This is a genomic window from Campylobacter ureolyticus ACS-301-V-Sch3b (assembly GCF_000413435.1).
In the GTDB taxonomy this organism is placed as follows: Bacteria; Campylobacterota; Campylobacteria; order Campylobacterales; family Campylobacteraceae; genus Campylobacter_B; species Campylobacter_B ureolyticus_A.
In genome coordinates this window covers 356,920-376,615 of sequence record NZ_KE340327.1, presented here as the reverse complement: position 1 = coordinate 376,615, position 19,696 = coordinate 356,920, and the positions used below count along the sequence as shown (strand labels likewise).

General features: G+C 28.1%; 24 protein-coding genes. 16 read left to right on the top strand and 8 right to left on the bottom strand.

Annotated features, from left to right (window positions below):
* Nucleotides 1-17 precede the first annotated feature (17 nt).
* From purU to glyS, 5 genes are read left to right on the top strand one after another with little or no spacing between them, the layout of a single operon-like run.
* Complete coding sequence (gene purU, locus HMPREF9309_RS07045) at nucleotides 18-857, top strand: formyltetrahydrofolate deformylase (RefSeq protein ID WP_016647243.1); 840 nt, start codon at nucleotides 18-20, stop codon at nucleotides 855-857.
* Nucleotides 857-1,324 carry a tRNA (cytidine(34)-2'-O)-methyltransferase gene (locus HMPREF9309_RS07040; RefSeq protein ID WP_016647242.1) on the top strand — a complete coding sequence of 156 codons (468 nt, stop codon included), beginning with the start codon at nucleotides 857-859 and terminating at the stop codon, nucleotides 1,322-1,324. The genes purU and HMPREF9309_RS07040 overlap by 1 nt, the downstream gene beginning before the upstream one ends.
* On the top strand, nucleotides 1,321-2,637 hold the full coding sequence (locus HMPREF9309_RS07035; protein ID WP_016647241.1) for an endonuclease/exonuclease/phosphatase family protein: 1,317 nt from the start codon (nucleotides 1,321-1,323) through the stop codon (nucleotides 2,635-2,637). The genes HMPREF9309_RS07040 and HMPREF9309_RS07035 overlap by 4 nt, the downstream gene beginning before the upstream one ends.
* Complete coding sequence (locus tag HMPREF9309_RS09225; protein WP_016647240.1) at nucleotides 2,634-2,756, top strand: hypothetical protein; 123 nt, start codon at nucleotides 2,634-2,636, stop codon at nucleotides 2,754-2,756. The genes HMPREF9309_RS07035 and HMPREF9309_RS09225 overlap by 4 nt, the downstream gene beginning before the upstream one ends.
* Nucleotides 2,740-4,761: a glycine--tRNA ligase subunit beta gene (gene glyS / locus HMPREF9309_RS07030; protein WP_016647239.1), complete on the top strand. Its 2,022-nt coding sequence runs from the start codon at nucleotides 2,740-2,742 to the stop codon at nucleotides 4,759-4,761. Before HMPREF9309_RS09225 ends, glyS begins: the two co-directional genes overlap by 17 nt.
* Before the next feature lie 94 nt (nucleotides 4,762-4,855).
* On the opposite strand, the gene HMPREF9309_RS07025 is transcribed toward glyS, so the two are convergent.
* The gene (locus HMPREF9309_RS07025) at nucleotides 4,856-5,563 is read right to left on the bottom strand and encodes a lipid-binding SYLF domain-containing protein (protein ID WP_016647238.1); all 708 of its coding nucleotides are present in this window, start codon (nucleotides 5,561-5,563) and stop codon (nucleotides 4,856-4,858) included.
* Between the two features lie 108 nt (nucleotides 5,564-5,671).
* On the opposite strand from HMPREF9309_RS07025, the gene pgp3 reads away from it, so the two are divergent.
* The 11 genes from pgp3 to HMPREF9309_RS06970 all read left to right on the top strand — a co-directional run bounded on the left by pgp3 (nucleotide 5,672) and on the right by HMPREF9309_RS06970 (nucleotide 15,029).
* The gene (gene pgp3, locus HMPREF9309_RS09170) at nucleotides 5,672-6,487 is read left to right on the top strand and encodes a peptidoglycan metallopeptidase Pgp3 (protein WP_016647237.1); all 816 of its coding nucleotides are present in this window, start codon (nucleotides 5,672-5,674) and stop codon (nucleotides 6,485-6,487) included.
* A 144-nt stretch (nucleotides 6,488-6,631) separates the two neighbouring features.
* Nucleotides 6,632-7,252, top strand: coding sequence for a trimeric intracellular cation channel family protein (locus HMPREF9309_RS07015; protein ID WP_016647236.1), 621 nt, complete (start codon nucleotides 6,632-6,634; stop codon nucleotides 7,250-7,252).
* Nucleotides 7,249-8,409 (top strand): aspartate aminotransferase family protein, encoded by a 1,161-nt coding sequence (locus tag HMPREF9309_RS07010; protein WP_016647235.1) that lies wholly within the window; start codon nucleotides 7,249-7,251, stop codon nucleotides 8,407-8,409. The genes HMPREF9309_RS07015 and HMPREF9309_RS07010 overlap by 4 nt, the downstream gene beginning before the upstream one ends.
* Nucleotides 8,410-8,414: 5 nt before the next feature.
* On the top strand, nucleotides 8,415-9,383 hold the full coding sequence (locus HMPREF9309_RS07005; RefSeq protein ID WP_016647234.1) for an SAM-dependent methyltransferase: 969 nt from the start codon (nucleotides 8,415-8,417) through the stop codon (nucleotides 9,381-9,383).
* A gap of 2 nt (nucleotides 9,384-9,385) precedes the next feature.
* A complete protein-coding gene (locus HMPREF9309_RS07000) occupies nucleotides 9,386-9,712 on the top strand; it encodes a hypothetical protein (RefSeq protein WP_016647233.1) in 327 nt (108 codons plus the stop codon).
* Nucleotides 9,705-10,280, top strand: coding sequence for a 16S rRNA (guanine(966)-N(2))-methyltransferase RsmD (gene rsmD / locus HMPREF9309_RS06995; RefSeq protein ID WP_016647232.1), 576 nt, complete (start codon nucleotides 9,705-9,707; stop codon nucleotides 10,278-10,280). Before HMPREF9309_RS07000 ends, rsmD begins: the two co-directional genes overlap by 8 nt.
* Nucleotides 10,280-11,041: a TIGR02757 family protein gene (locus HMPREF9309_RS06990; protein ID WP_016647231.1), complete on the top strand. Its 762-nt coding sequence runs from the start codon at nucleotides 10,280-10,282 to the stop codon at nucleotides 11,039-11,041. The genes rsmD and HMPREF9309_RS06990 overlap by 1 nt, the downstream gene beginning before the upstream one ends.
* 12 nt (nucleotides 11,042-11,053) lie before the next feature.
* The gene (locus HMPREF9309_RS06985; protein ID WP_016647230.1) at nucleotides 11,054-11,812 is read left to right on the top strand and encodes a TSUP family transporter; all 759 of its coding nucleotides are present in this window, start codon (nucleotides 11,054-11,056) and stop codon (nucleotides 11,810-11,812) included.
* A gap of 73 nt (nucleotides 11,813-11,885) precedes the next feature.
* Entirely contained in the window at nucleotides 11,886-12,569 is a 684-nt protein-coding gene (locus HMPREF9309_RS06980) for a F0F1 ATP synthase subunit A (protein WP_016647229.1), read from the top strand.
* Nucleotides 12,570-12,701: 132 nt separating this feature from the next.
* Nucleotides 12,702-14,126: an Asp-tRNA(Asn)/Glu-tRNA(Gln) amidotransferase subunit GatB gene (gene gatB / locus HMPREF9309_RS06975; protein WP_016647228.1), complete on the top strand. Its 1,425-nt coding sequence runs from the start codon at nucleotides 12,702-12,704 to the stop codon at nucleotides 14,124-14,126.
* A 9-nt stretch (nucleotides 14,127-14,135) separates the two neighbouring features.
* Nucleotides 14,136-15,029 (top strand): NAD(P)H-dependent glycerol-3-phosphate dehydrogenase, encoded by an 894-nt coding sequence (locus HMPREF9309_RS06970; RefSeq protein WP_016647227.1) that lies wholly within the window; start codon nucleotides 14,136-14,138, stop codon nucleotides 15,027-15,029.
* Nucleotides 15,030-15,067: 38 nt separating this feature from the next.
* Here the strand turns inward: HMPREF9309_RS06970 and HMPREF9309_RS06965 are convergent, their stop codons facing one another.
* Genes HMPREF9309_RS06965 through HMPREF9309_RS06935 form a run of 7 tightly spaced genes read right to left on the bottom strand, consistent with a single transcriptional unit; the run spans nucleotide 15,068 to nucleotide 19,679 of the window.
* Nucleotides 15,068-15,655, bottom strand: a complete 588-nt coding sequence (locus tag HMPREF9309_RS06965; protein ID WP_016647226.1) for a YiiX/YebB-like N1pC/P60 family cysteine hydrolase — start codon at nucleotides 15,653-15,655, stop codon at nucleotides 15,068-15,070.
* Nucleotides 15,637-16,023, bottom strand: coding sequence for a DUF4878 domain-containing protein (locus HMPREF9309_RS06960; RefSeq protein ID WP_016647225.1), 387 nt, complete (start codon nucleotides 16,021-16,023; stop codon nucleotides 15,637-15,639). The genes HMPREF9309_RS06965 and HMPREF9309_RS06960 overlap by 19 nt, the downstream gene beginning before the upstream one ends.
* A gap of 42 nt (nucleotides 16,024-16,065) precedes the next feature.
* Nucleotides 16,066-16,788 (bottom strand): 3-deoxy-manno-octulosonate cytidylyltransferase, encoded by a 723-nt coding sequence (gene kdsB, locus HMPREF9309_RS06955; RefSeq protein WP_016647224.1) that lies wholly within the window; start codon nucleotides 16,786-16,788, stop codon nucleotides 16,066-16,068.
* Nucleotides 16,785-18,218 carry a threonine synthase gene (gene thrC, locus HMPREF9309_RS06950; protein ID WP_016647223.1) on the bottom strand — a complete coding sequence of 478 codons (1,434 nt, stop codon included), beginning with the start codon at nucleotides 18,216-18,218 and terminating at the stop codon, nucleotides 16,785-16,787. Before thrC ends, kdsB begins: the two co-directional genes overlap by 4 nt.
* A gap of 2 nt (nucleotides 18,219-18,220) precedes the next feature.
* The gene (gene cutA / locus HMPREF9309_RS06945; protein ID WP_016647222.1) at nucleotides 18,221-18,520 is read right to left on the bottom strand and encodes a divalent-cation tolerance protein CutA; all 300 of its coding nucleotides are present in this window, start codon (nucleotides 18,518-18,520) and stop codon (nucleotides 18,221-18,223) included.
* Nucleotides 18,517-19,356, bottom strand: a complete 840-nt coding sequence (gene argB / locus HMPREF9309_RS06940; protein ID WP_414526230.1) for an acetylglutamate kinase — start codon at nucleotides 19,354-19,356, stop codon at nucleotides 18,517-18,519. The genes cutA and argB overlap by 4 nt, the downstream gene beginning before the upstream one ends.
* A gap of 17 nt (nucleotides 19,357-19,373) precedes the next feature.
* Nucleotides 19,374-19,679, bottom strand: a complete 306-nt coding sequence (locus HMPREF9309_RS06935; protein ID WP_016647220.1) for a monooxygenase — start codon at nucleotides 19,677-19,679, stop codon at nucleotides 19,374-19,376.
* Nucleotides 19,680-19,696 lie beyond the last annotated feature (17 nt).

The window sequence follows — 19,696 nt, the reverse complement described above, 5'->3', positions numbered from 1 at the left end:
TTTTAATAAGGAATTACATGAAAAAGTATATTTTAAAAATTTATAGTGAAGATGAAAAAGGACTAATTTATAGAATTTCAGATGTTATTTTTAAATTTGGTTTAAATATAGCTAAAAACCATGAATTTGTAGATCATGAAGTTAATAAATTTTTTTATAGAGCTGAAATTCACACTGATGAAGATATTGATAAGTGTGCTTTAACAGGGCTTTTAAGTGCGATGCTTGGCTCAAAAGCTCACATAGAATTAATAGAAGCAAAGAAAAAAAATATCGTTATTATGGCTACAAAAGAAACCCATTGTCTTGGTGATTTATTAATAAAAAATTACAGCAAAGAAATTAATGCAAATATTTTATCTGTTATTGCAAACTATGATGATTTAAGAGATTTGGTTGAGAAATTTGGTATAAAATTTCACTGTGTTGAGGCTGGAGATTTAGAGCGATTAGAGCATGAGAAAAAAGTACTAGAAGTTTTAAAAGAGTATGATATTGACTATATAGTTTTAGCAAAATATATGAGAATTTTATCACCAACTTTTGTAAATGAATATAAAAAGAAAATTATAAATATCCACCACTCATTTTTGCCTGCATTTATAGGTGCAAACCCATATAAACAGGCATTTGAAAGAGGTGTTAAGATAGTTGGAGCAACAGCTCATTTTGTAAATGATGATCTTGATGAAGGACCAATTATTACTCAAGATATAATTAGAGTAAATCATGAAATGAATTGGAAAGAGATGAGAGTTGCTGGTAGAAATGTAGAAAAAAATGTTCTTGCAAGTGCTTTAGAGCTTGTATTTGACGATAGAGTTTTTGTTTATAATAATAAAACAGTGATTTTTTAATGTTTAATATTGTTTTAGTCAATCCTCAAATACCGCAAAATACAGGTGCAATTGGAAGACTTTGTATAAATGCTAATTTAAATTTACATATCATAAAACCAACAGTTTTTAGTCTTGAAGAAAAAGCTGTAAGAAGAGCTGGATTAGACTACTGGAAGAAGCTTGATCCAATTATTTGGGATAGTTTGGATGAGTTTTTAAAATTTCATGAGGATAAATTTAATAAATTTTATTTTGCTACTACAAAAGCCAAAAAAAAATATTTTGACGTTAAATTTGAAGATGGGGATTTTATACTTTTTGGAGCTGAAAGCACAGGTCTTCCTATGTGGCTTATGGAAAGAAATTGGCAAAATGCAATAACAATTCCAATGGGAAAAAATGGAAGAAGTTTAAATTTAGCAATGAGTGTTGGAATAATCGCTTACGAGGCAATTAGACAAAATTTTAGCGAGATTAGCTTATGAGGTTATTTTTAACTTTAATTTTTAGTTTTTATTTTTTAGTTGCTGGTGAGCTTAAAATCGCTACTTTTAATGTTGAAAATTTATTTGACGCAACTATTCAAGGAACTGAATATAGTGATTTTAAAACAAATTGGAATAATGCTAAATTTAGAGCAAAACTTAAAAATATTTCAAATGTTATAAAAGATGTAAATGCTGATATTATCGCTCTTCAAGAGATTGAAAATAAAGGTGTTTTAAATGAACTTGCTAAAGAGTCTGGTTATAAATATATTTTATTTTCAAAAGATTTAAAAGCTCCAGTTGGAGTTGGAATAATGTCAAAAATTCCTTTTTATAACACAACTATAAAAAAAATAACAGAAGTTAAAACAAGGGATATTTTAAAGGCTGATTTTTTATTTGAAGGTCAGAAATTTAGTGTTTTTACAACTCACTTGCTAACATTTAAAAATGGTGAATACAAGAGAAAAATAAATGCAAAAGCCTTAGAAAATTTCACTAAAAATACTAAAAATGCTATTGTTTTAGGGGATTTTAATACGGAATTTAAACCAAATTCACTGGTTGCAGAAATATCTAAAAATAATAATTTAGTAAATTTATGGAGCACATTTTTTTCTAAAAAAAGCTCGCATATTAGCGGGCGAGCGATTGATCATATTTTACTTAGTAAAAGTTTTTTCAAAGATTCAAATTTAATTTATAAAAAAAATAGCTTTAATGTTTTTAATAATTCAAAATATTTTAATAGAAATTTAAATGTTTCAGACCATTATCCTTTGTTTTTTACTATCGTTACAAACTCTAAATATAAAACTCCAAATTTTATAAGCGATGTAAAAAAAATTGATGATTTTTATGAAAAAGATGATGTTTTATTTCCTTTAACGCTAAAAAACTTAGCTGTTGTTTATAAAGATAAATTTGGCTTTAGTTTGGCTGATGAAAACAAAAGAGGTGTTTATTTTTTTAGTAGAAATAATAATATAGAGCTATCTGATTTAGTAGAAGTTAAAATTTACAGCACCAATTATCATAATGGTAATTTTCAGGTTGATAAATTTGAGATAAAGAAACTAGGAAAAGTTAGAAATTTGACTGATTTTATGCTTGATAATCCTTTAAATTCAAGACATGGGGATGTTTTAAAAAGTATAAACGGCGATGTTTTTAATGGCTATATAAACACAAAATTTGGCAAATTTAAAATTCATAGTTTTAATAAAAAAATAAATAATGGTAAAAATCAGACCTTTGAGAATGTTTTTGTAACAAATTTTAAAGGCAGTAAGGAGCTTATTGTAAAATGATAAATTTTATTATAACTACATTGTTTATACTTTTTGTGGTATATTTAATAGTTGGTATGAACAAACAAATTTTAGATAAAAATAATAAAGATAGGAAAAAAGATGAGATTATTGATTGAAATTGGAGTTGAAGAACTCCCAGCAATTCCTTTTTTAAAGGAGTATAAAAATATTTTACCAAAATGGCAAAAAGTATTAGAAAAATATGAAATAAAGGCTGATTTTAGTTTTGATTTTACTCCTAGAAGAATGGTTTTAGATAGTAGTAATTTTCCAAATAAGCAAGATGATAGAGTCGTAGAGCAAATCGGTGCTCCAAAAAGAATAGCTATAAAAGACGGTATTTGGAGTAAAGCCGCAGTTAGTTTTGCTAAAAAATGCGGTATAGATGAAGATAAACTTGGATTTAAAAAAATAGGCAATGATGAGTTTTTATATTATGAGTACACTCAAAAAGGAAAAGATGTAAAAGAAATTTTATCTGATATGATAAATGACTTTTTAAAAGAGCTTCATTTTGGAAAAGAGATGAGATGGGGTAATGGAGAATTTGAGTTCATAAGACCTATTAGATCGTTAGCAGTTTGTTTGAATAATGAAAATGTTGAAATGCAAATTTATGGCGTGAGGTCAAAACTTGCTTTTTATCCGCATAGAAGCTTTGGTTATGATTTAGTTGAGTTTAAATCAGCTGATGAATACTACGAAAAACTTGCAAAAAATGGCATTATTTTAAACTCTAAAAAAAGAGAAGAAAAAATACTAAACGAGTTTAAAAATCTAGAAAAAACAAATTCATTTGAGATAGAAAAAGATAGAGATTTGTTAAATGAAGTAATAGCCATAACTGAACATCCAACTGCTTTAAAAGGGGAGTTTGATAAGGAATTTTTAAATGTTCCAGATGAAGTTATAATAACATCAATGAAGGAAAATCAAAGATATTTCCCGGTTTTTAATAATGGCAAACTAACTAACAATTTTGTGTTTGTAAGTAATGCAGTTTGTGATGATGACTCTCTTATTGTTAGTGGAAATGAAAGAGTTTTAAAAGCTAGACTTAGCGATGCGATGTTTTTTTGGCAAAGTGATCTTAAAAACGGTCTAAATCCAGATAGTTTAAAAAATGTTTTATATATAAAAGAACTAGGCTCGATTTATGATAAGGAGTTAAGAGAGATAAAAATTGCTCTAAATTTGGCAAAATTTTATAAAAATGAGCTTGAAAAAGAAGCTGGAAAAGAGTATGAAAAACTTTTAGAAAGAGCAATTATTTTAAGCAAGGCTGATCTTACAACTTTGATGGTAGATGAGTTTGGTGAGCTTCAAGGAATTATGGGAAGTTATTATGCAAAGGCAATGGGAGAAAATGAAAATATTGTAAAAGCCATAAAAGAGCAATATTTACCAGATGGTGAAAAAAGTGAGTTACCAAGCTCTATTTTTAGTAGTATTGTTGCACTTAGCTTTAAGCTCGATTCATTAATGGGGCTTTTTTCAGTGGGAAAAATTCCAAGTGGAACAAAAGACCCGTACGCTTTAAGAAGGTCTGCAAATGGTATAATAAAGATAGTTTTAAATAAAAATTTAAATTTTAATTTAAATAAAATTTTAGAAGAAATTTCTCCAAACTACACTAAATTTGACATTCAAATTTTACAAGATTTTATTTTTGATAGATTAAACACTGTTTATGATGTAAATATCTCTATTATAAATGCTTGTTTAAAAAGTGGTGAAAGTGACATTAAAAAGCTAAATAATTCAATTTTAGCTCTTGATGAAATAAGCAAAAAAGAAAGCTTTAAAGAAAATTTTTCTACATTTAAAAGACTTGCAAATATCATAAAAGATGAAAAAATTAAAAAAGTTGATGATAGCTTAATCTCACAAAATGCCGAAATGGAGTTAAATAATGCATTTAACTCTTTAAAACTTGATTTAAAAGATAGCAAAAGTTATTTAAATGAGCTTTTTGGATTAAAAGAAAAAATAGATAAATTTTTCGATGAAATTATGATAAATGTTGATGATGAGAGCTTAAAAGCAAATCGAATTGCAATAATAGGTCAAATTTATAATTCATTTTTAAAAGTAGCTGATATAAAAGAGATAAGTTTTTAAAATATATTTTGCCAAGCAGTTTAAAACATGCTTGGCTTTTTGTCTAAAGTGTTTTGTAAAAATTAAGTAGGAGATTAATCCTACTTTTTAAGTTTTATTTAACGATAAATTTATCAATATCGCATCTAAATTTTTCTCTATCATTTGCCAAATATACATTAAGAGCGTGTTTAAGCATCTTTGTATATTTTGAATCTCTTGGTGAACCATTTAAGATATCTTGGTAGTCATAGATTCTTTCATAATAATCATTTGTAGCTTGATCATCTATAACAATTCTTCCAAAATCTAAACTTGCTCCAAAATAAACACCGCTTGTTTTACCAGTTTTTACTATATAAGCTGAAACTTCAGGCAAATCAGTAGTTCTTCCTGCCATGCTTCCCTCTCCGATAGTTCCACCTGCATTTAAGCCAAGTAAATCTTGTCCTTTAAAAATATCTCTAAAAGATTTGCTTGTTTGGAAAAGTAGTATCATATCAGCTGATTCTATTCCTACTTGTGGACCTGCTCCAAAGCTTGAGTATGTTATCATAATTGGTGGTGTCCAGTTTCCATTTAAATCTCTCATAGAAAATACACCTTTTCCTCTTTGAGTTGAAGCAATAACACCTGTTCTAGTTACATCAGGGATAATTGCAACAGCTTTAATATTTTCTAGAAATTTTTCAGAAACTGTGTTGTTGTTATCACAACCAAAAGATTTTACAACATTAGCAGCAGCATAAACTTGTTCATTTTGAAAAACATCTGCACTAAGGCTTAAGCAAAATGCGAAAGCAAAAACTAATAATTTTTTCATATTCTACATCCTTTTGAAATAAAGTTTTATGTTATTATAACAATAAAATTTTATTTTGTCTTTAAATAGATGAGAATTTAACATAAATTTAATAAAAATGGAGCAAAAATGAGGAAAATCATTATTTTACTAGCTATTTTGCTAAGTTTAAATGCAAACGAGATTATAAATGGAGAAACTGAAATTCTAAAAGTTGATAGCAAGTTTGCAGGAAAACTTTTTATAAATGATAAAAAAAGCATTTGGCTTGATAATCCTGTTAAAAAAGGTGAAAAAATAGCTTTTGTTAGTTCAAATTATAGAAATAAAAATGATATTATTGTTAGGCATATATTTAATAACGACGAACAAATTATAAAATTTAAACTCATTGAGGGTAGTTATAAAAAAGAAAATATAACTGTTTCAAGCAGTAAAGCAAGTCCAAATAAAGAAAATTTAAAACGCATTAAAAAAGAAAGAGAGGAAGCTTACTCTATTTATAGAACAAAAACAGACAAACTTTTATTTAATTCCAAATTCGAACTTCCTATAAATTCAGTCATTACATCAAATTTTGGTAATGCAAGGGTTTTTAATGGAAATTTAAAAAGCTATCACTCAGGGACTGATTTTAGAGCTGGCGTTGGAACTCCTATAAAAGCTGTTAATGACGGGGTTGTAATGATAGCAAAAGAGAGATTTTATGCTGGAAATTCAGTTGTGATTAATCATGGTGGTGGAATTTATTCACAATATTATCATTTAAGTAAAATTAATGTAGAGGTTGGAAATTTAGTTAAAAAAGGCGAAGTTATCGGACTTAGTGGTGCAACGGGAAGGGTAAGTGGACCTCATCTTCATTTTGGAATAATGGTAAATGCAAATAGTGTTGAGCCTTTAAAATTTATAGAAGCTATAAATTATGCACTATTTGATAGGTAAAGCTTATTAAATTAACATTTTCTTCACAAATTTCATGCAAAGCAGACGGTAATAAAACTAAATTTATACTTGAATTTTAAAATTTAAACTAAGTTTTATAAGCTTAGTGTAAAATATCTTTTAAATTTTAAAACTAGGAAAACATTGACCGCTTTACTTCTAACTGAATATATTGGCATTGCATCAGCAGCACTTAGTGGTTATTTATATGGAGTTAAAAAAGAGTGTGATTTACTTGGCATTTTTATGGCTGCGTTTTTAACTGCTTTGAGTGGTGGAATTTTAAGAGATGTTTTAGTTGGTAGAGATGTTTATTCTTTTACTCACTATATGCCTATAAGTATTGTTTTGGTGGTGATTTTATTTGCTATGGCTTTTAAAATTCATACAAAAAGAGAAAGTCTTGATAAAAGCACACTTTTTGTTATGAGTGATGCTATAGATATAGTTAGCTTTTCAATTGTTGGCTCAATGGTTGCGTTAGAGTATGGATACAATATATTTGGAGTTTTATTAATAGCCCTTGCAAATGGCGTTGGCGGAGGAATTTTTAGAGATATGTTGTATAATGAAGTTCCATGGTTTATGAAAACAGGGTTTTATGGAACAGTTTGTATAGTAACTGGACTAATTTATTATTTTATGGATTTAGTTGGGTTAAACAATATGTTTTTTATAATGATACTTTTTGCTTTTGGTGTAGCTTTTAGGATGATTGCACATAAGAAAAATTGGAGATTACCAAAAATTGAGGAGGAAAAATGAGCTATTTAATGAGTAATTATAAAAAAGAAGATATAGTTTTTACAGAGGGGAAAAATTCTGTTTTAATAGATAAAAACGGTAAAGATTATATTGATTTTGCAGCTGGAATTGGAGTGTGTTCTTTAGGTCATGCAAATGATAAAATTTTAAAAACTATAAATAAACAAAGTAAAAAAATACTTCATACTTCAAATTTATATAAAAATGAAACGCAAGAAAAACTTGCTAAAAAAATATCAAAATTACTAGGCTATAAAACATACGCGTTTTTTTGCAACTCAGGTGCTGAGGCAAATGAGTGTGCGATAAAACTTGCTAGAAAATACGGCACCCAAAATTTTAAAGAAAAAAAATATGAAATTTTATCTTTAAAAAACTCATTTCACGGCCGAACAATTGCAACTTTAAAGCTAACTGGGCAGGATAAATTTCATCCCAAAGATTTTGCACCATATCCTGATGGATTTAAGTTTTTTGACTCAATTGATGAGATTATAGAAAACATTAATGAAAAAACTGTAGCTGTTATTATAGAGCTTGTTCAAGGTGAGGGTGGTGTAAAAGCTCTTGATAAAGATAGTGTTGCAAAGCTAAGCGAAGTTTTAAAGCAAAGAAATTTACTTTTAATAACAGATGAGGTTCAGTGCGGTGTATATAGAACTGGTGAGTTTGTAGCCTCTAAAGAGTATGGTATCAAACCAGATATCATAACATTTGCCAAAGGACTTGGTGGTGGTGTTCCAATAGGAGCTTGCGTAAGCAAAGAAGATATTTTTACATTTGGAGATCATGGAAGTACTTTTGGTGGAAATCATTTAGTAACAAATGTCGCACTTACAACGCTTAATGAACTTGTAAAACTTAAAAAAAGTGGTGATCTTGATAAAAATATTAAAAATTTTCAAAAACATTTAGATGAAATAATCAAAGATTATCCATTAATATTTGAAAAAAGAACCGGACTTGGTCTTATGCAAGGACTTGTTTTAAAAGATAGTAAAAATTTAGATATTATTTATAAAAAATGCCTTGAAAATGGACTTTTGATACTAAAATCAGGCACAAATATACTTAGATTTTTACCACCTTTAAATATAGATAAAGATGAAATCAAAGAGGGCTTTAAAAGATTTAAAACATCTTTAAAATGTTTATAAACTAGATGAAATTTAGTGAATTTATCGACAGCTGGCTTTTTAGAAAAGATGGATATTATCAAAAAGGTATAAAAATTGGCAAAAAAGGCGATTTTTATACCTCAGTAAGCGTGGGTTCTTTTTTTGGAATTTGTATTGCAAAATATATAATGAGTTTTAATAAAAACTTTGAAATAGTTGAAATAGGCGCAAACGAAGGGCATTTGATTTGTGATATAATCCAAGGAATTTATACTTTTGATAAAACAAAACTTAAAAATTTTGAATTTTTCATAGTTGAGCCATTTGAAAATTTAAGAAAAATTCAAAAAACAAATTTTGAAAATAAAATAGGAAAAGAAGTAAAACTAAACCATCTTTCAAACCTTAAAGAAGCTAAGTTTAAAAATGCTTTTTTTATATCAAATGAGCTTTTTGATACTTTTAAATGTGAAGTTGTGGATAATGAAAAGATGCTGTTTATTGAAAATTTTAAACCTATATTTAAAACGGCTTCAAAAGAAATTGTGGATTTAGCTAAAAAACAAGGCATTAAAAAAGGCGAAGTTGTTTTGGGATTGGATAAATTTTTATTAAAAATTTATCAAAGTTCAAAAAAATTTAGATTTTTAAGTTTTGATTATGGTGATTTTGCACCAAGAAATGATTTTACTTTAAGGGTTTTTTCAAAACATCAAGTTTATAATTTTTTTGATATTAAAAATTTAAAAGAATTTTATCAAAAAAGTGATATTACTTATAATGTTGTTTTTAAAAATATTAAAGATGAGTTTTTGAAATTTAAAGATGTGAAATTTGAGAATTTTTGCTCTCAAAGCAAGGCGTTAATAAATTTTAAAGCAGATGAAATTTTAGAAACTCTACTTAAAAATGCTGGTGAAAATGCCTATAAAAATGGTGTTTTGCAGCTTAAAAGACTGATTATTGAAATGGGTGAAAAATTTAAAATGATAGAGTTTAGCAAAGGATATTAAAAGTGAAAATTGCGATTAATTGTGAATGTTTGATTATGCAAAAGACTTTAGAAATTTTTTTAAAAGATTATTTGGTAAATGAAGAAGAGGCTGATTTTATCCTAAGTGATATAAACAAAAAAAGCAATAAAAGAGTTTTTTATATAGGAGATGATTCACCATATCTTACTCTTCCTTTTAGTAAAAAAGATCTTTTGTATGCACTTGAAGAGTTTGATTTTATTGTTAAAGATAGCAATTTAAAAGAAAATTTAGAAGATAAAATATCTCTACTTGTAGATGAGTTTAAGTCAAAATTAATAAAATTGGTAAAAGAGCATTATGAATAAATTATTTACTCAGATAAACAGCGGAAAATTTAAAGGAAAAAAACTCTTAATTCCTTCAAAGACAACAACTAGGAGTACAAAAAGCTTGGTTAAAAGCTCTTTTTTTGATACTTTTAGATTTGAGTTTGCAGATAAAGTATTTATAGAGATGTTTGCAGGAAGTGGCGTAATGGCGGCTGAGGCGTTAAGCAATGGTGCGAAAAAATGCTATGGTTTTGAAAAAGATAAGGCTGCATTTGAAATTTTAAAATCAAATTTTAAAGGTATAAGTAGTGATTTAATCGCAATTAACAGTGATTGTTTTAACGGCTTGCAAGCTCTTTTAAAAGAAAATAATGATGAGTTTATAATCTATTTTGATCCACCATTTGACATAAGAGATGGCTATGATGATATTTATAAAAAAGTGTATGAAACAATAAAAAATTTATCTAATTACAATGCTTTTTTAGTGGCGATTGAGCACAATAGCGATGTTAAATTTGATGAAACAATAGGCAAATTTAAACTTTTTAAATCAAAAAAATTTGGAAAAACAAGCATGACTTATTTTAAAAAAGAAATTTAATGCAAAATCTTAAAACCTTACTTGATTATCACGCTGATATTAAAAATTGTAACGAAAATTTATATGCGAATCCAGATCCACTTTGGGTTGCTGCTAAGTTTAAAGAGCCAAATATCGCATTAATTAGTGCTTTATTTGCTTATGGAAATGCTAGATTGATAGTTAAATTTTTAAATTCTTTAAATTTTGAACTTTTAAACGAAAACGACAATGAAATAAGAAATTTCTATAAAAATAAAAAATATAGGTTTCAAAACTCACGCGATGTTGCCGAGATATTTATAACTATAAAGCGACTTAAAAATGATGAAAATATAGAAAATTTGATAAAAAAAGGCTTTGAAAAAGGCGAAAATTTAGCTTATGGTATTAATAATTTAATTTCTACAATTTATTCACTAAACAATTATAGAAGCGATGGTTATGAGTTTTTCTTTGGTAAAAACTTTGATAAAAAACCAAAATCCCCTTATAAAAGATACAATATGTTTTTAAGATGGATGGTAAGAGATAAAGACATTGATTTGGGGCTTTTTAAAAGTATTGATAAAAAAGATTTATTAATGCCGCTTGATGTTCACACTCACAGAGTTTCTTTAAAATTAGGTTTAATGAGTAGAAAAACTTATGATTTTGAAGCAGTTTTAGAATTAACTAATAAACTTAGAGAATTTGATAAAAATGATCCCATAAAGTATGATTTTGGACTTTATAGGCTTGGTCAAAGTGGTGAAATAGATGAAATTTTAAAAGATATTTAACGGGAGAAAAAGATGGAGTTTGAAATTTGGCAAATTTTAATTTTAGTTGGAGTTGCTTTTATTGGCGGTTTTATTGATGCAATTGCTGGTGGTGGAGGACTTATTTGTTTGCCCGCACTTATGGCAGTTGGGGTACCACCTCACGCAGCACTTGCTACAAATAAACTTCAAGGATGTTTTGGGACACTTTCAGCAACTGTAAATTTTACTAGAAAAGGTTTTATAAATTTTAAAGAGATTTTTATAGGTATTATTTTTACGCTTATTGGTGCTTGCACAGGAACTATAAGTGTGCTTTTTATAGATCCAAAATTTTTAAATTATATAATTCCTATTTTACTTATTTTTGTTGTGATTTATACCATTTTTTCACCAAATTTAGGCGAAACCCAGAAAGAAGCAAAGATGAGTAAAAATGCGTTTTTTATTATTTTTGGGCTTTTGATAGGATTTTATGATGGATTTTTAGGACCTGGAACTGGTAGTTTTTGGACTTTTGCATTTCTTGGTGTTTTAGGACTATCGATGAAACAAGCTGTCGCAAACACAAAAATTTTAAACTTTACTTCAAATATTGTGGCTTTAATAGTATTTATATTTGGCGGGCATATTTTATGGCTTATTGGGCTTTTAATGGGTGTTGGGCAGATGATAGGCGGATATATGGGTTCAAATATGGTGATTAAAAAAGATGTAAAATTTATAAAAACTCTGTTTTTAATCATGGTTTGTGCGACAATTTTAAAAATTTTATATGATATTGTAAAATAAAAAGTAAAATTTAAATATTGTTTAACCAAAAATAGTGTAGAATAGCTTATTAATTTTTATTTATGGGGTTAGAATGCTAAAAGATATATTTTTATTTGCTGGTAGTTTGATTACTTATAATCATACTTTTATTTATGTATTTCACTTTTTGCTTATAGTTGCTATTGTTGTTTTACTTGCTAGAATGGCGACAAACTCACTTCAACTTGTGCCTTATGGTGCTCAAAATATTTTTGAAGCTTATATAAACGGCATTATTTCTATTGGAAAAGATGCAATGGGAAGTTATGAGTTAGCAAGAAGATATTTACCACTTGTTGGAACTTTAGGCCTTGTTATTTTTACTGCAAACATTGTTGGTATGGTTCCTGGTTTTGAGGCACCAACAGCTAGTTTAAATCTAACCTTAGCTCTTACAACTTGTGTTTTTCTTTATTATCACTATCAAGGTGTTAAAATAAATGGATTTTTTGGATATATGAAAAGTTTTTGTGGTCCAATAAAAGTCATGGCTCCATTTATATTTGTAATAGAAATAGTTTCTCACCTTTCAAGAGTTGTTTCTTTGTCATTTCGTTTGTTTGGAAATATAAAAGGTGATGATTTATTCTTATTGGTTATGCTTACACTTGCACCTTGGTTTGTTCCGATGATTCCTTATGCGCTTTTAACTTTTATGGCTATACTTCAAACATTTATTTTCGTTGTTTTAAGTTATGTTTATTTAGCAGGTGCTGTTGTAATCGACGAACATTAAAATTAAATTATTAAAATTTAGCTCAAAATTGGGCTAAATTTGCTTTTTTATTCTTTTTATTACAAAACTTTATCAAATTTAAAAACTTTTTATAGTAAAATAACGAATTAGAAATTTTATAAGGATTATTATATGGTATTTGAAACAGTTATCGGTTTAGAAGTTCATTGTCAGTTAAATACAAAAAGTAAGATTTTTTGTTCTTGCTCTACAAGTTTTGGAGATAAACAAAACACTCATGTTTGTCCAGTTTGCTTAGCGCTTCCTGGAGCTTTGCCAGTTTTAAATAAAGAAGCTGTTAAAAAGGCAATTAGTTTTGGAACAGCTGTAAATGCAAAGATTAATCAAAACTCTGTTTTTGATAGAAAAAACTATTTTTATCCAGATCTTCCAAAAGCCTATCAAATTTCTCAATTTACTATTCCTATTGTTGAGCATGGAGAGTTATATATAGACACAGATGAAGTAAGCAATAAGCGAATAGGCATTACAAGAGCACACTTAGAAGAAGATGCTGGTAAAAACAACCACGAAAAAGATAGAAGTTTGGTTGATTTAAATAGAGCTGGAACTCCGCTTTTAGAAATCGTTAGCGAGCCTGATTTAAGAAGTAGTGATGAAGCAGTTGCATATCTTAAAAAACTTCACTCAATTTTAAGGTTTATTAATATAAGTGATGCAAATATGCAAGAAGGAAGCTTTAGATGCGATGTTAATGTTAGTATTCGTCCAAAAGGTGAGAGTAAATACGGCACAAGAGTTGAGATAAAAAATTTAAACTCATTTAGATTTATACAAAAAGCAATTGAGTATGAGGTAGATCGCCAAATTGCAGCTTATGAAGATGGCAAATATGAAAGTGAAGTTGTTCAAGAAACAAGGCTTTTTGATACAACTAATTTGACAACTAGATCAATGAGAAGCAAAGAAGATAGTGCAGAATACCGCTATTTCCCAGATCCTGATTTGCTTCCTGTTCATATAAGTGATGAAATGATGAAAGAAGCTACTAATATACCTGAGCTTCCTAGTGCAAAGCTTAAAAGATATGTTGAAAAGCTTGATATAAAAGAAAGTGATGCAAAAGTTATTATTGATGACTATGCCATGGCTGTTTATTTTGAAGATTTGATCTCTAAAGGACACGATCCAAAGCTTTGTGTTACTTGGCTTACAGTTGAGCTTTTAGGAAGACTTAAAAATGGTTTAACTATAGAAACAAGCCCAGTTGATAGTTTAAGAATGAGTGAACTTTTAAAAAGAATTGAGGATAATACTATATCTCAAAAAGCAGCAAAAGATGTGCTTGATAATATGATGGAAAACAATGCAAAAGTTAATGATATTATCGATAAGCTTGGCTTAAAGCAAATTAGCGATGATGCTTCAATTTTAGCAGTTATAGACGAAGTATTATCTAAAAATGGTGATAAGGTTGCTGAATACAAAAGTGGAAAAGATAAACTTTTTGGATTTTTTGTAGGACAAGTTATGAAGGCCGGAAAAGGTGCGTTTAATCCTGCAAAAGTAAACGAGCTTTTAAAAGCTAAACTTTAAGGTTTGTTTATGGCTAAGATAGCAGTTATTGGAGCTGGAAAATGGGGAAGTGCGCTTTTTGATGCTTTTAGCTTTCAAAATGAATGCGTTATAACTTCAAGAACTAAAAAAGACATACCTAACTTTGTTGGTTTAGAAGAAGCTTTAAAATGTGAATATTTAGTTTTTAGTCTTTCATCTCAAATAACTAAGTCTTGGCTTGAGAAAAATTTTGTTTATAATAACCAAAAAATTTTAGTCGCCTCAAAAGGGATAAATGCCAAAAGTGGAGAGTTTTTACATGAAATTTTTGCTAAATTTGTTGGTGAGGATAGTTTAGCAACTCTTTCAGGGCCGTCATTTTCAAGCGAGGTTTTAAAAAAACTTCCTTGTGCTGTTGTAGTTAGTTCTAAAAACGATAACTTAGCAAAAGAGTTTTGCTCATTTTTTCCATATTATATTAAAGCTTACTTATCAGATGATGTTATAGGAGCTGAAGTTTGCGGTGCATATAAAAATGTCATTGCAATAGCAAGTGGAGCATGCGATGGGCTAAATTTAGGCAACAATGCAAGAGCTAGTCTAATTTCTCGTGGTCTTGTAGAAATAGCAAGGTTTGGTAAATTTTTTGGTGCAAAAGATGAAACTTTTTTAGGGCTTAGTGGTGCAGGGGATCTGTTTTTAACTGCATCAAGCAATTTATCAAGAAACTATAGAGTAGGCTTTGGTTTGGCACAAGGTAAAAAAATAGATGAAATTTTGGAAGAATTGGGCGAAGTTGCTGAGGGGATTTTAACCTCAAAGGCTATTTTAAAACTAGCAAATTTGCATAATATATATACACCAATTGCAAGAGAAGTTGCACTAACAATAGATGGAAAAGATCCTAAAAAAAGTCTAATTGATCTTTTAAGACATAAATAAAATCTAGTTTTATAAAATATTTCTATATTTTTAAAGGTCTAATTTTCATAGATTATTTCTATATTTTCATCATTCCATATTGCTTTTGGAAAAAGATACTCTTTTTCTAGTAGTGGTAAATTTACCTTTGTATATGAAAGATTCATTTCTTTAAATTTATTAAGCTCATTTACTATAAATGTTGTGCAGTAAAGTCCATTTTTATCAAGTGAAAACTTATTTCCAAGTTTTAATTTTAAATTATTTAGAAAAATTAAAGTGTTATTTTTGTCTAAAAATTTAACTCTTGCTACGCCAAAATCAGTAGCATTTTCTAAAAAATCATCTAAATTTTCTATAATAACACCATTTTTATTTTTATAATCATCTGGTAGAGAATGTATAACTTTTGTAGGATTTAGTGATAATATAACTCCCACATGTGAGTATTTAAAATCGCTTGCTTTTGTTATTAGAAAACTATCCATTGTGTTTCCATGTCTAAATATAAGATCCCCAAGCTTAAACTCAGGGATGTAGCTAAAATTAGGACTTTTTAGTTTGGTGTTTTTATATGTAAAAAAACCTACTAATATAAAAAATATTAATAAAAAAGGAAATATTTTCTTTATAATCTTATCTTCCACTTATTATTGATTTTTATAAGATCCATCGTGTCAGCTTGGGTTGAGCCATCTTTAAATGTGGTTTGGACTCTAATGCTGGCAGTATTTCCATCAATGTCTTTTTTTATAACATCAGCTTTTTTAAATCCTCCTCTTTTTTTTGCTTTTGCTTTATTTTGCTCTAAAACAGAATCAATTTTTTGAAATACAAAGTCCATATCCGCTTTTGTTGGTTTTTCATCACCTAAATAAAGCATATCAACAACTGTTTTTGTGTTGCTTGTATAAAGTTTTTGTGTAAAATCAACAGCTGTTTTTTCTGCACTTGAACCACCACATCCAATTAAAATAAATGTAAAAAAAGTTAAAATTGTTAAAATCTTTTTCACTTCTTTCTCCTTAATATATCATAAAACTGTATCTAGAAATAGCTAAATTTGGCTTTTAAATTTTTTAAGTGCCAATTCCAAATCTTCTTTCGTATCAATTCCAATGCTTTCAGTAACAAGCTCGCACATTGCGATTTTTTTACCATTTGATAAAGCGCGAAGTTGCTCAAGTTTTTCTGTGTTTTCTAAAATGCTTTCATCAAAATCACAAAACTCATTTAAGCTTTTTACGCTATAAGCATAAATTCCAATATGTCCTCTATAGCCATTAAAACTTTCTCTTGGATATGGAATTTTTGCCCTTGAAAAATAGATTGCATTATTTAAGTTATCGCAAACAACTTTTACTAAATTTGGATTGTTTGCATCGCTTTGACTTATTTTTTTATACGCACTTGCCATAAAATAACCTTTTTTTATTATGGCAATATTTGCAAATTCTTTAAATTTAGCTAAATTTTCAGTTTCAAAAAACGGCTCATCGCCTTGTAGGTTGATGATAATCTCATCATCTTTTAAACCTATTTTTAAAACAGCTTCATTAATTCTATCTGTTCCACTATTGTGTGATGTAGAGGTTAAAACAGCCTTAAAGCCGTGATTTAAAGCGATATTTAAAATACTTTTTTCATCAACTGCTATTAATACATCATCAACTTTTTTAGCATTTTGTGCAGTTTTTATAAACATTGGAACTCCGCCAATATCAGCTAAAATCTTATCTTTAAAACGAGTTGATTTAAGTCTTGCAGGGATTACTATCATTTTTTTATCCACTCTATTATTGTATTTTTAATCTCTTCTTTTTCGACTATTTTTTTATGCTTTTCTTCATTGCTAAAAAGAGATAAAATTTCATTTGGAACTTTATCATTAAACTCTTTTGCTAAATTTAGCATATCATTTTTTTCATCTTTTACTTCACCGTTTTTAATAGCTTTTATCATTGATGGTGTAAATTTCACCCAATGAGCAGTTGATGTTATAACAGTTGGTTTTTTAACTGGTGTAAATTTAAAACAAGTTGCAGTGTGTGGATCTATTAATTTTCCTTTTTTACTAATTTCTTTTATAAAATTTATGCACTCCTTATCAGTGCAAAATTTCGCCTCAAAACCTTCTATTTTAGGTATTTTATAGCTTTTATTATCTTTTAAATTTTGCATTAATTCTTTTGTTTTGATATCTCCAAATTTATCAAATAAAAGCCTCTCAACATTTGATGAGACTAAAATATCCATTGCAGGGCTTATTGTTTTAATTAAGCTTTTATTTTTTATATCATAAATTCCATTATTAAAAAGATTTGTCAAAACATTGTTTTGATTAGAAGCTATTTTTATAACACCAATTTTTGCCCCCATTTTTTTAGCATAATACGCTCCTAAAGCATTTCCAAAATTACCACTTGGAACTATGATGTCAAATGTTTCGTTACCTTTTAAAATGCCGTTTTTAAGAAAATTTACATAATCGTAAAAATGATAAATAATTTGAAATAAAATACGACCAAAATTTACAGAATTTGCAGCACTTAAAAATAAATTTTCTTTTTTTAATGTGTTTTTAAAATCCTCATCGCCAAGTAAAGTTTTAAGAGCTTTTTGTGCATCATCAAAATTTCCTTTTATTCCGATAACTTTTAAATTTCTATCATTTGAAGTTACCATTTGTAGTCTTTGAACTTCGCTTGTTCCTTCATATGGATAAAGGCAAACTACCTTTACATTTTTTGAGTTTTCAAAAGCTTTTAAAGTGGCTGGTCCAGTGTCACCACTTGTTGCACAAATTATTAAATAGTTTTTATTATCTTTTTTTGCAAGCTCATCTATGATTATGCCAAAAGGTTGTAAAGCCATATCTTTAAATGCTCTTGTAGGTCCATGATACAGCTCATTTATATATAGGTTTTCGCTAATTTTTTCTATTTTTAATGGAATGTTTTTATCATCAAATTTATCATAAGAATTTAAAGCAAGTTTAAAAATTTCTTCATCTATATTAAAATCAAAACTATTAATTATCTCAAGTGCAAGCTCTTTATAGCTTAAATGAACTGCTTTTTTAAAAAATTCATCATCAAATTTAGGAAAATTTTTGGGAACAAAAAGTCCACCAAAATTTGCACTCGGGTTTAAAAGTGCATAACTTAAAGCAACACTTTGGGTTTTATCTCTTGTGGAGGTTAAATTCATTTTTATCCTTTTATGCTATTTTTAATCCATTTTTTATATTTTTTATATACTTTATTAAATTTTAGAGATATTATCTCAGGTGTATCGTAAGAATGGTGTTTTAAAAGAATTTTTTTTACTTTTTTATAGTTATTTGTTTTTATGATAAGTTGAAATTCTTTTTCTTTATGAAGTTTTTCTTTCCAAAAATAAAGGCTTTTTATCTTATAAAAATTAACACAAGCCGCTGCTTTTTTATCAAGAAGTTTTTTTGCTATGAAAATGGCTTCTTTTTTAGATGAAACTGTTGTTAAAACTATCATTTTACCAAAGTTCCTATGCCAGTATCTGTAAAAATTTCAAGTAAAATTGAGTGAGAAATTCTGCCGTCTATGATGTGAGCTCCATTTACACCATTTTTTACACACTCCAAACAAGCATCTATTTTTGGTATCATGCCTCCACTTATCGTGCCATCATTTTTAAGATTTTGAATTTCATCGCTATTTAAAGTGCTTATTAATTCACCATTTTTATCTAAAACGCCTTTTGTGTCTGTTAGAAAAATAACCTTATCAGCTTTTATGCATTTTGCGATACTACTTGCGCAAAGATCGGCATTTACATTATAGCTTTGTGAATTTTCACCAACTGAAATTGGCGCGATAACAGGTATATATCCACCATCTAAAATATAATCAAGCATATTTTTATTTACACTATTTATCTCTCCAACAAAGCCATAAGCTCCATTTTTAAGTGGTTTTGAGCTAAGCAGGTGCGAATCTTTCCCACTAAGTCCAATTGCTTTTGCACCATTTTCATTTAAAAGTGCAGTTATTTCTTTATTTATTAGACCGCTTAGTACCATTTCAACGACATCAATAGACTCTTTTGTTGTAACTCTAAGACCATCTTTAAACTCGCTTTTTATTCCAAGCTTATCAAGATAGTAGTTTATCCTTTTTCCACCGCCATGAACTACTATAACCCTTACGCCAACCATACTCATTAGCACTATATCTTTTGCAAAATCACTTTTAAGCCCTTCATCTATTTGAGCCGAGCCACCGTATTTTACAACAAAGATTTTATCTTTGAATTTTCTTATGTATGGCAAAGCTGAGAGGATTATCTCAGCTGTTCTTGACTTTGCCATTTTTAATTTTTTTTGCATTATTTTGTTTTAAAATTTGTAATTTGACTTAATTCATCGTTTGTGTTTAAAATTTCGTAAGTGAAATTTGACGCCACACCAAAATCAGAAAGTCTTTTTTTATGCATTGTGATATAGTTTTTAGCATTTTCTTCATTATCAAATGCATATATTCCACCAGCTTTTTTATCGTCTTTGTTTTCTGTCCAAATTTTCCATAAAAAGCCTTTTTCTTGATTTATTGAATTTGCTAAATCTTTACACTCTTTATACATCTCATCGCCAAAACCGCCTTTATAATCAAACAATACTTGCAAAATTACCATTTTTTCTCCTTTAAAAA

Bases quoted from the DNA above. Each gene is read 5' to 3' on its own strand.
- purU (WP_016647243.1), top strand. From the start codon at position 18: ATGAAAAAGTATATTTTAAAAATTTATAGTGAAGATGAAAAAGGACTA.
- HMPREF9309_RS07040 (WP_016647242.1), top strand. From the start codon at position 857: ATGTTTAATATTGTTTTAGTCAATCCTCAAATACCGCAAAATACAGGT.
- HMPREF9309_RS07035 (WP_016647241.1), top strand. From the start codon at position 1,321: ATGAGGTTATTTTTAACTTTAATTTTTAGTTTTTATTTTTTAGTTGCT.
- HMPREF9309_RS09225 (WP_016647240.1), top strand. From the start codon at position 2,634: ATGATAAATTTTATTATAACTACATTGTTTATACTTTTTGTGGTATAT.
- glyS (WP_016647239.1), top strand. From the start codon at position 2,740: ATGAGATTATTGATTGAAATTGGAGTTGAAGAACTCCCAGCAATTCCT.
- HMPREF9309_RS07025 (WP_016647238.1), bottom strand. From the start codon at position 5,563: ATGAAAAAATTATTAGTTTTTGCTTTCGCATTTTGCTTAAGCCTTAGT.
- pgp3 (WP_016647237.1), top strand. From the start codon at position 5,672: ATGAGGAAAATCATTATTTTACTAGCTATTTTGCTAAGTTTAAATGCA.
- HMPREF9309_RS07010 (WP_016647235.1), top strand. From the start codon at position 7,249: ATGAGCTATTTAATGAGTAATTATAAAAAAGAAGATATAGTTTTTACA.
- HMPREF9309_RS07005 (WP_016647234.1), top strand. From the start codon at position 8,415: ATGAAATTTAGTGAATTTATCGACAGCTGGCTTTTTAGAAAAGATGGA.
- rsmD (WP_016647232.1), top strand. From the start codon at position 9,705: ATGAATAAATTATTTACTCAGATAAACAGCGGAAAATTTAAAGGAAAA.
- HMPREF9309_RS06990 (WP_016647231.1), top strand. From the start codon at position 10,280: ATGCAAAATCTTAAAACCTTACTTGATTATCACGCTGATATTAAAAAT.
- HMPREF9309_RS06985 (WP_016647230.1), top strand. From the start codon at position 11,054: ATGGAGTTTGAAATTTGGCAAATTTTAATTTTAGTTGGAGTTGCTTTT.
- HMPREF9309_RS06980 (WP_016647229.1), top strand. From the start codon at position 11,886: ATGCTAAAAGATATATTTTTATTTGCTGGTAGTTTGATTACTTATAAT.
- gatB (WP_016647228.1), top strand. From the start codon at position 12,702: ATGGTATTTGAAACAGTTATCGGTTTAGAAGTTCATTGTCAGTTAAAT.
- HMPREF9309_RS06970 (WP_016647227.1), top strand. From the start codon at position 14,136: ATGGCTAAGATAGCAGTTATTGGAGCTGGAAAATGGGGAAGTGCGCTT.
- kdsB (WP_016647224.1), bottom strand. From the start codon at position 16,788: ATGATAGTAATCCCTGCAAGACTTAAATCAACTCGTTTTAAAGATAAG.
- thrC (WP_016647223.1), bottom strand. From the start codon at position 18,218: ATGAATTTAACCTCCACAAGAGATAAAACCCAAAGTGTTGCTTTAAGT.
- cutA (WP_016647222.1), bottom strand. From the start codon at position 18,520: ATGATAGTTTTAACAACAGTTTCATCTAAAAAAGAAGCCATTTTCATA.
- argB (WP_414526230.1), bottom strand. From the start codon at position 19,356: ATGGCAAAGTCAAGAACAGCTGAGATAATCCTCTCAGCTTTGCCATAC.
- HMPREF9309_RS06935 (WP_016647220.1), bottom strand. From the start codon at position 19,679: ATGGTAATTTTGCAAGTATTGTTTGATTATAAAGGCGGTTTTGGCGAT.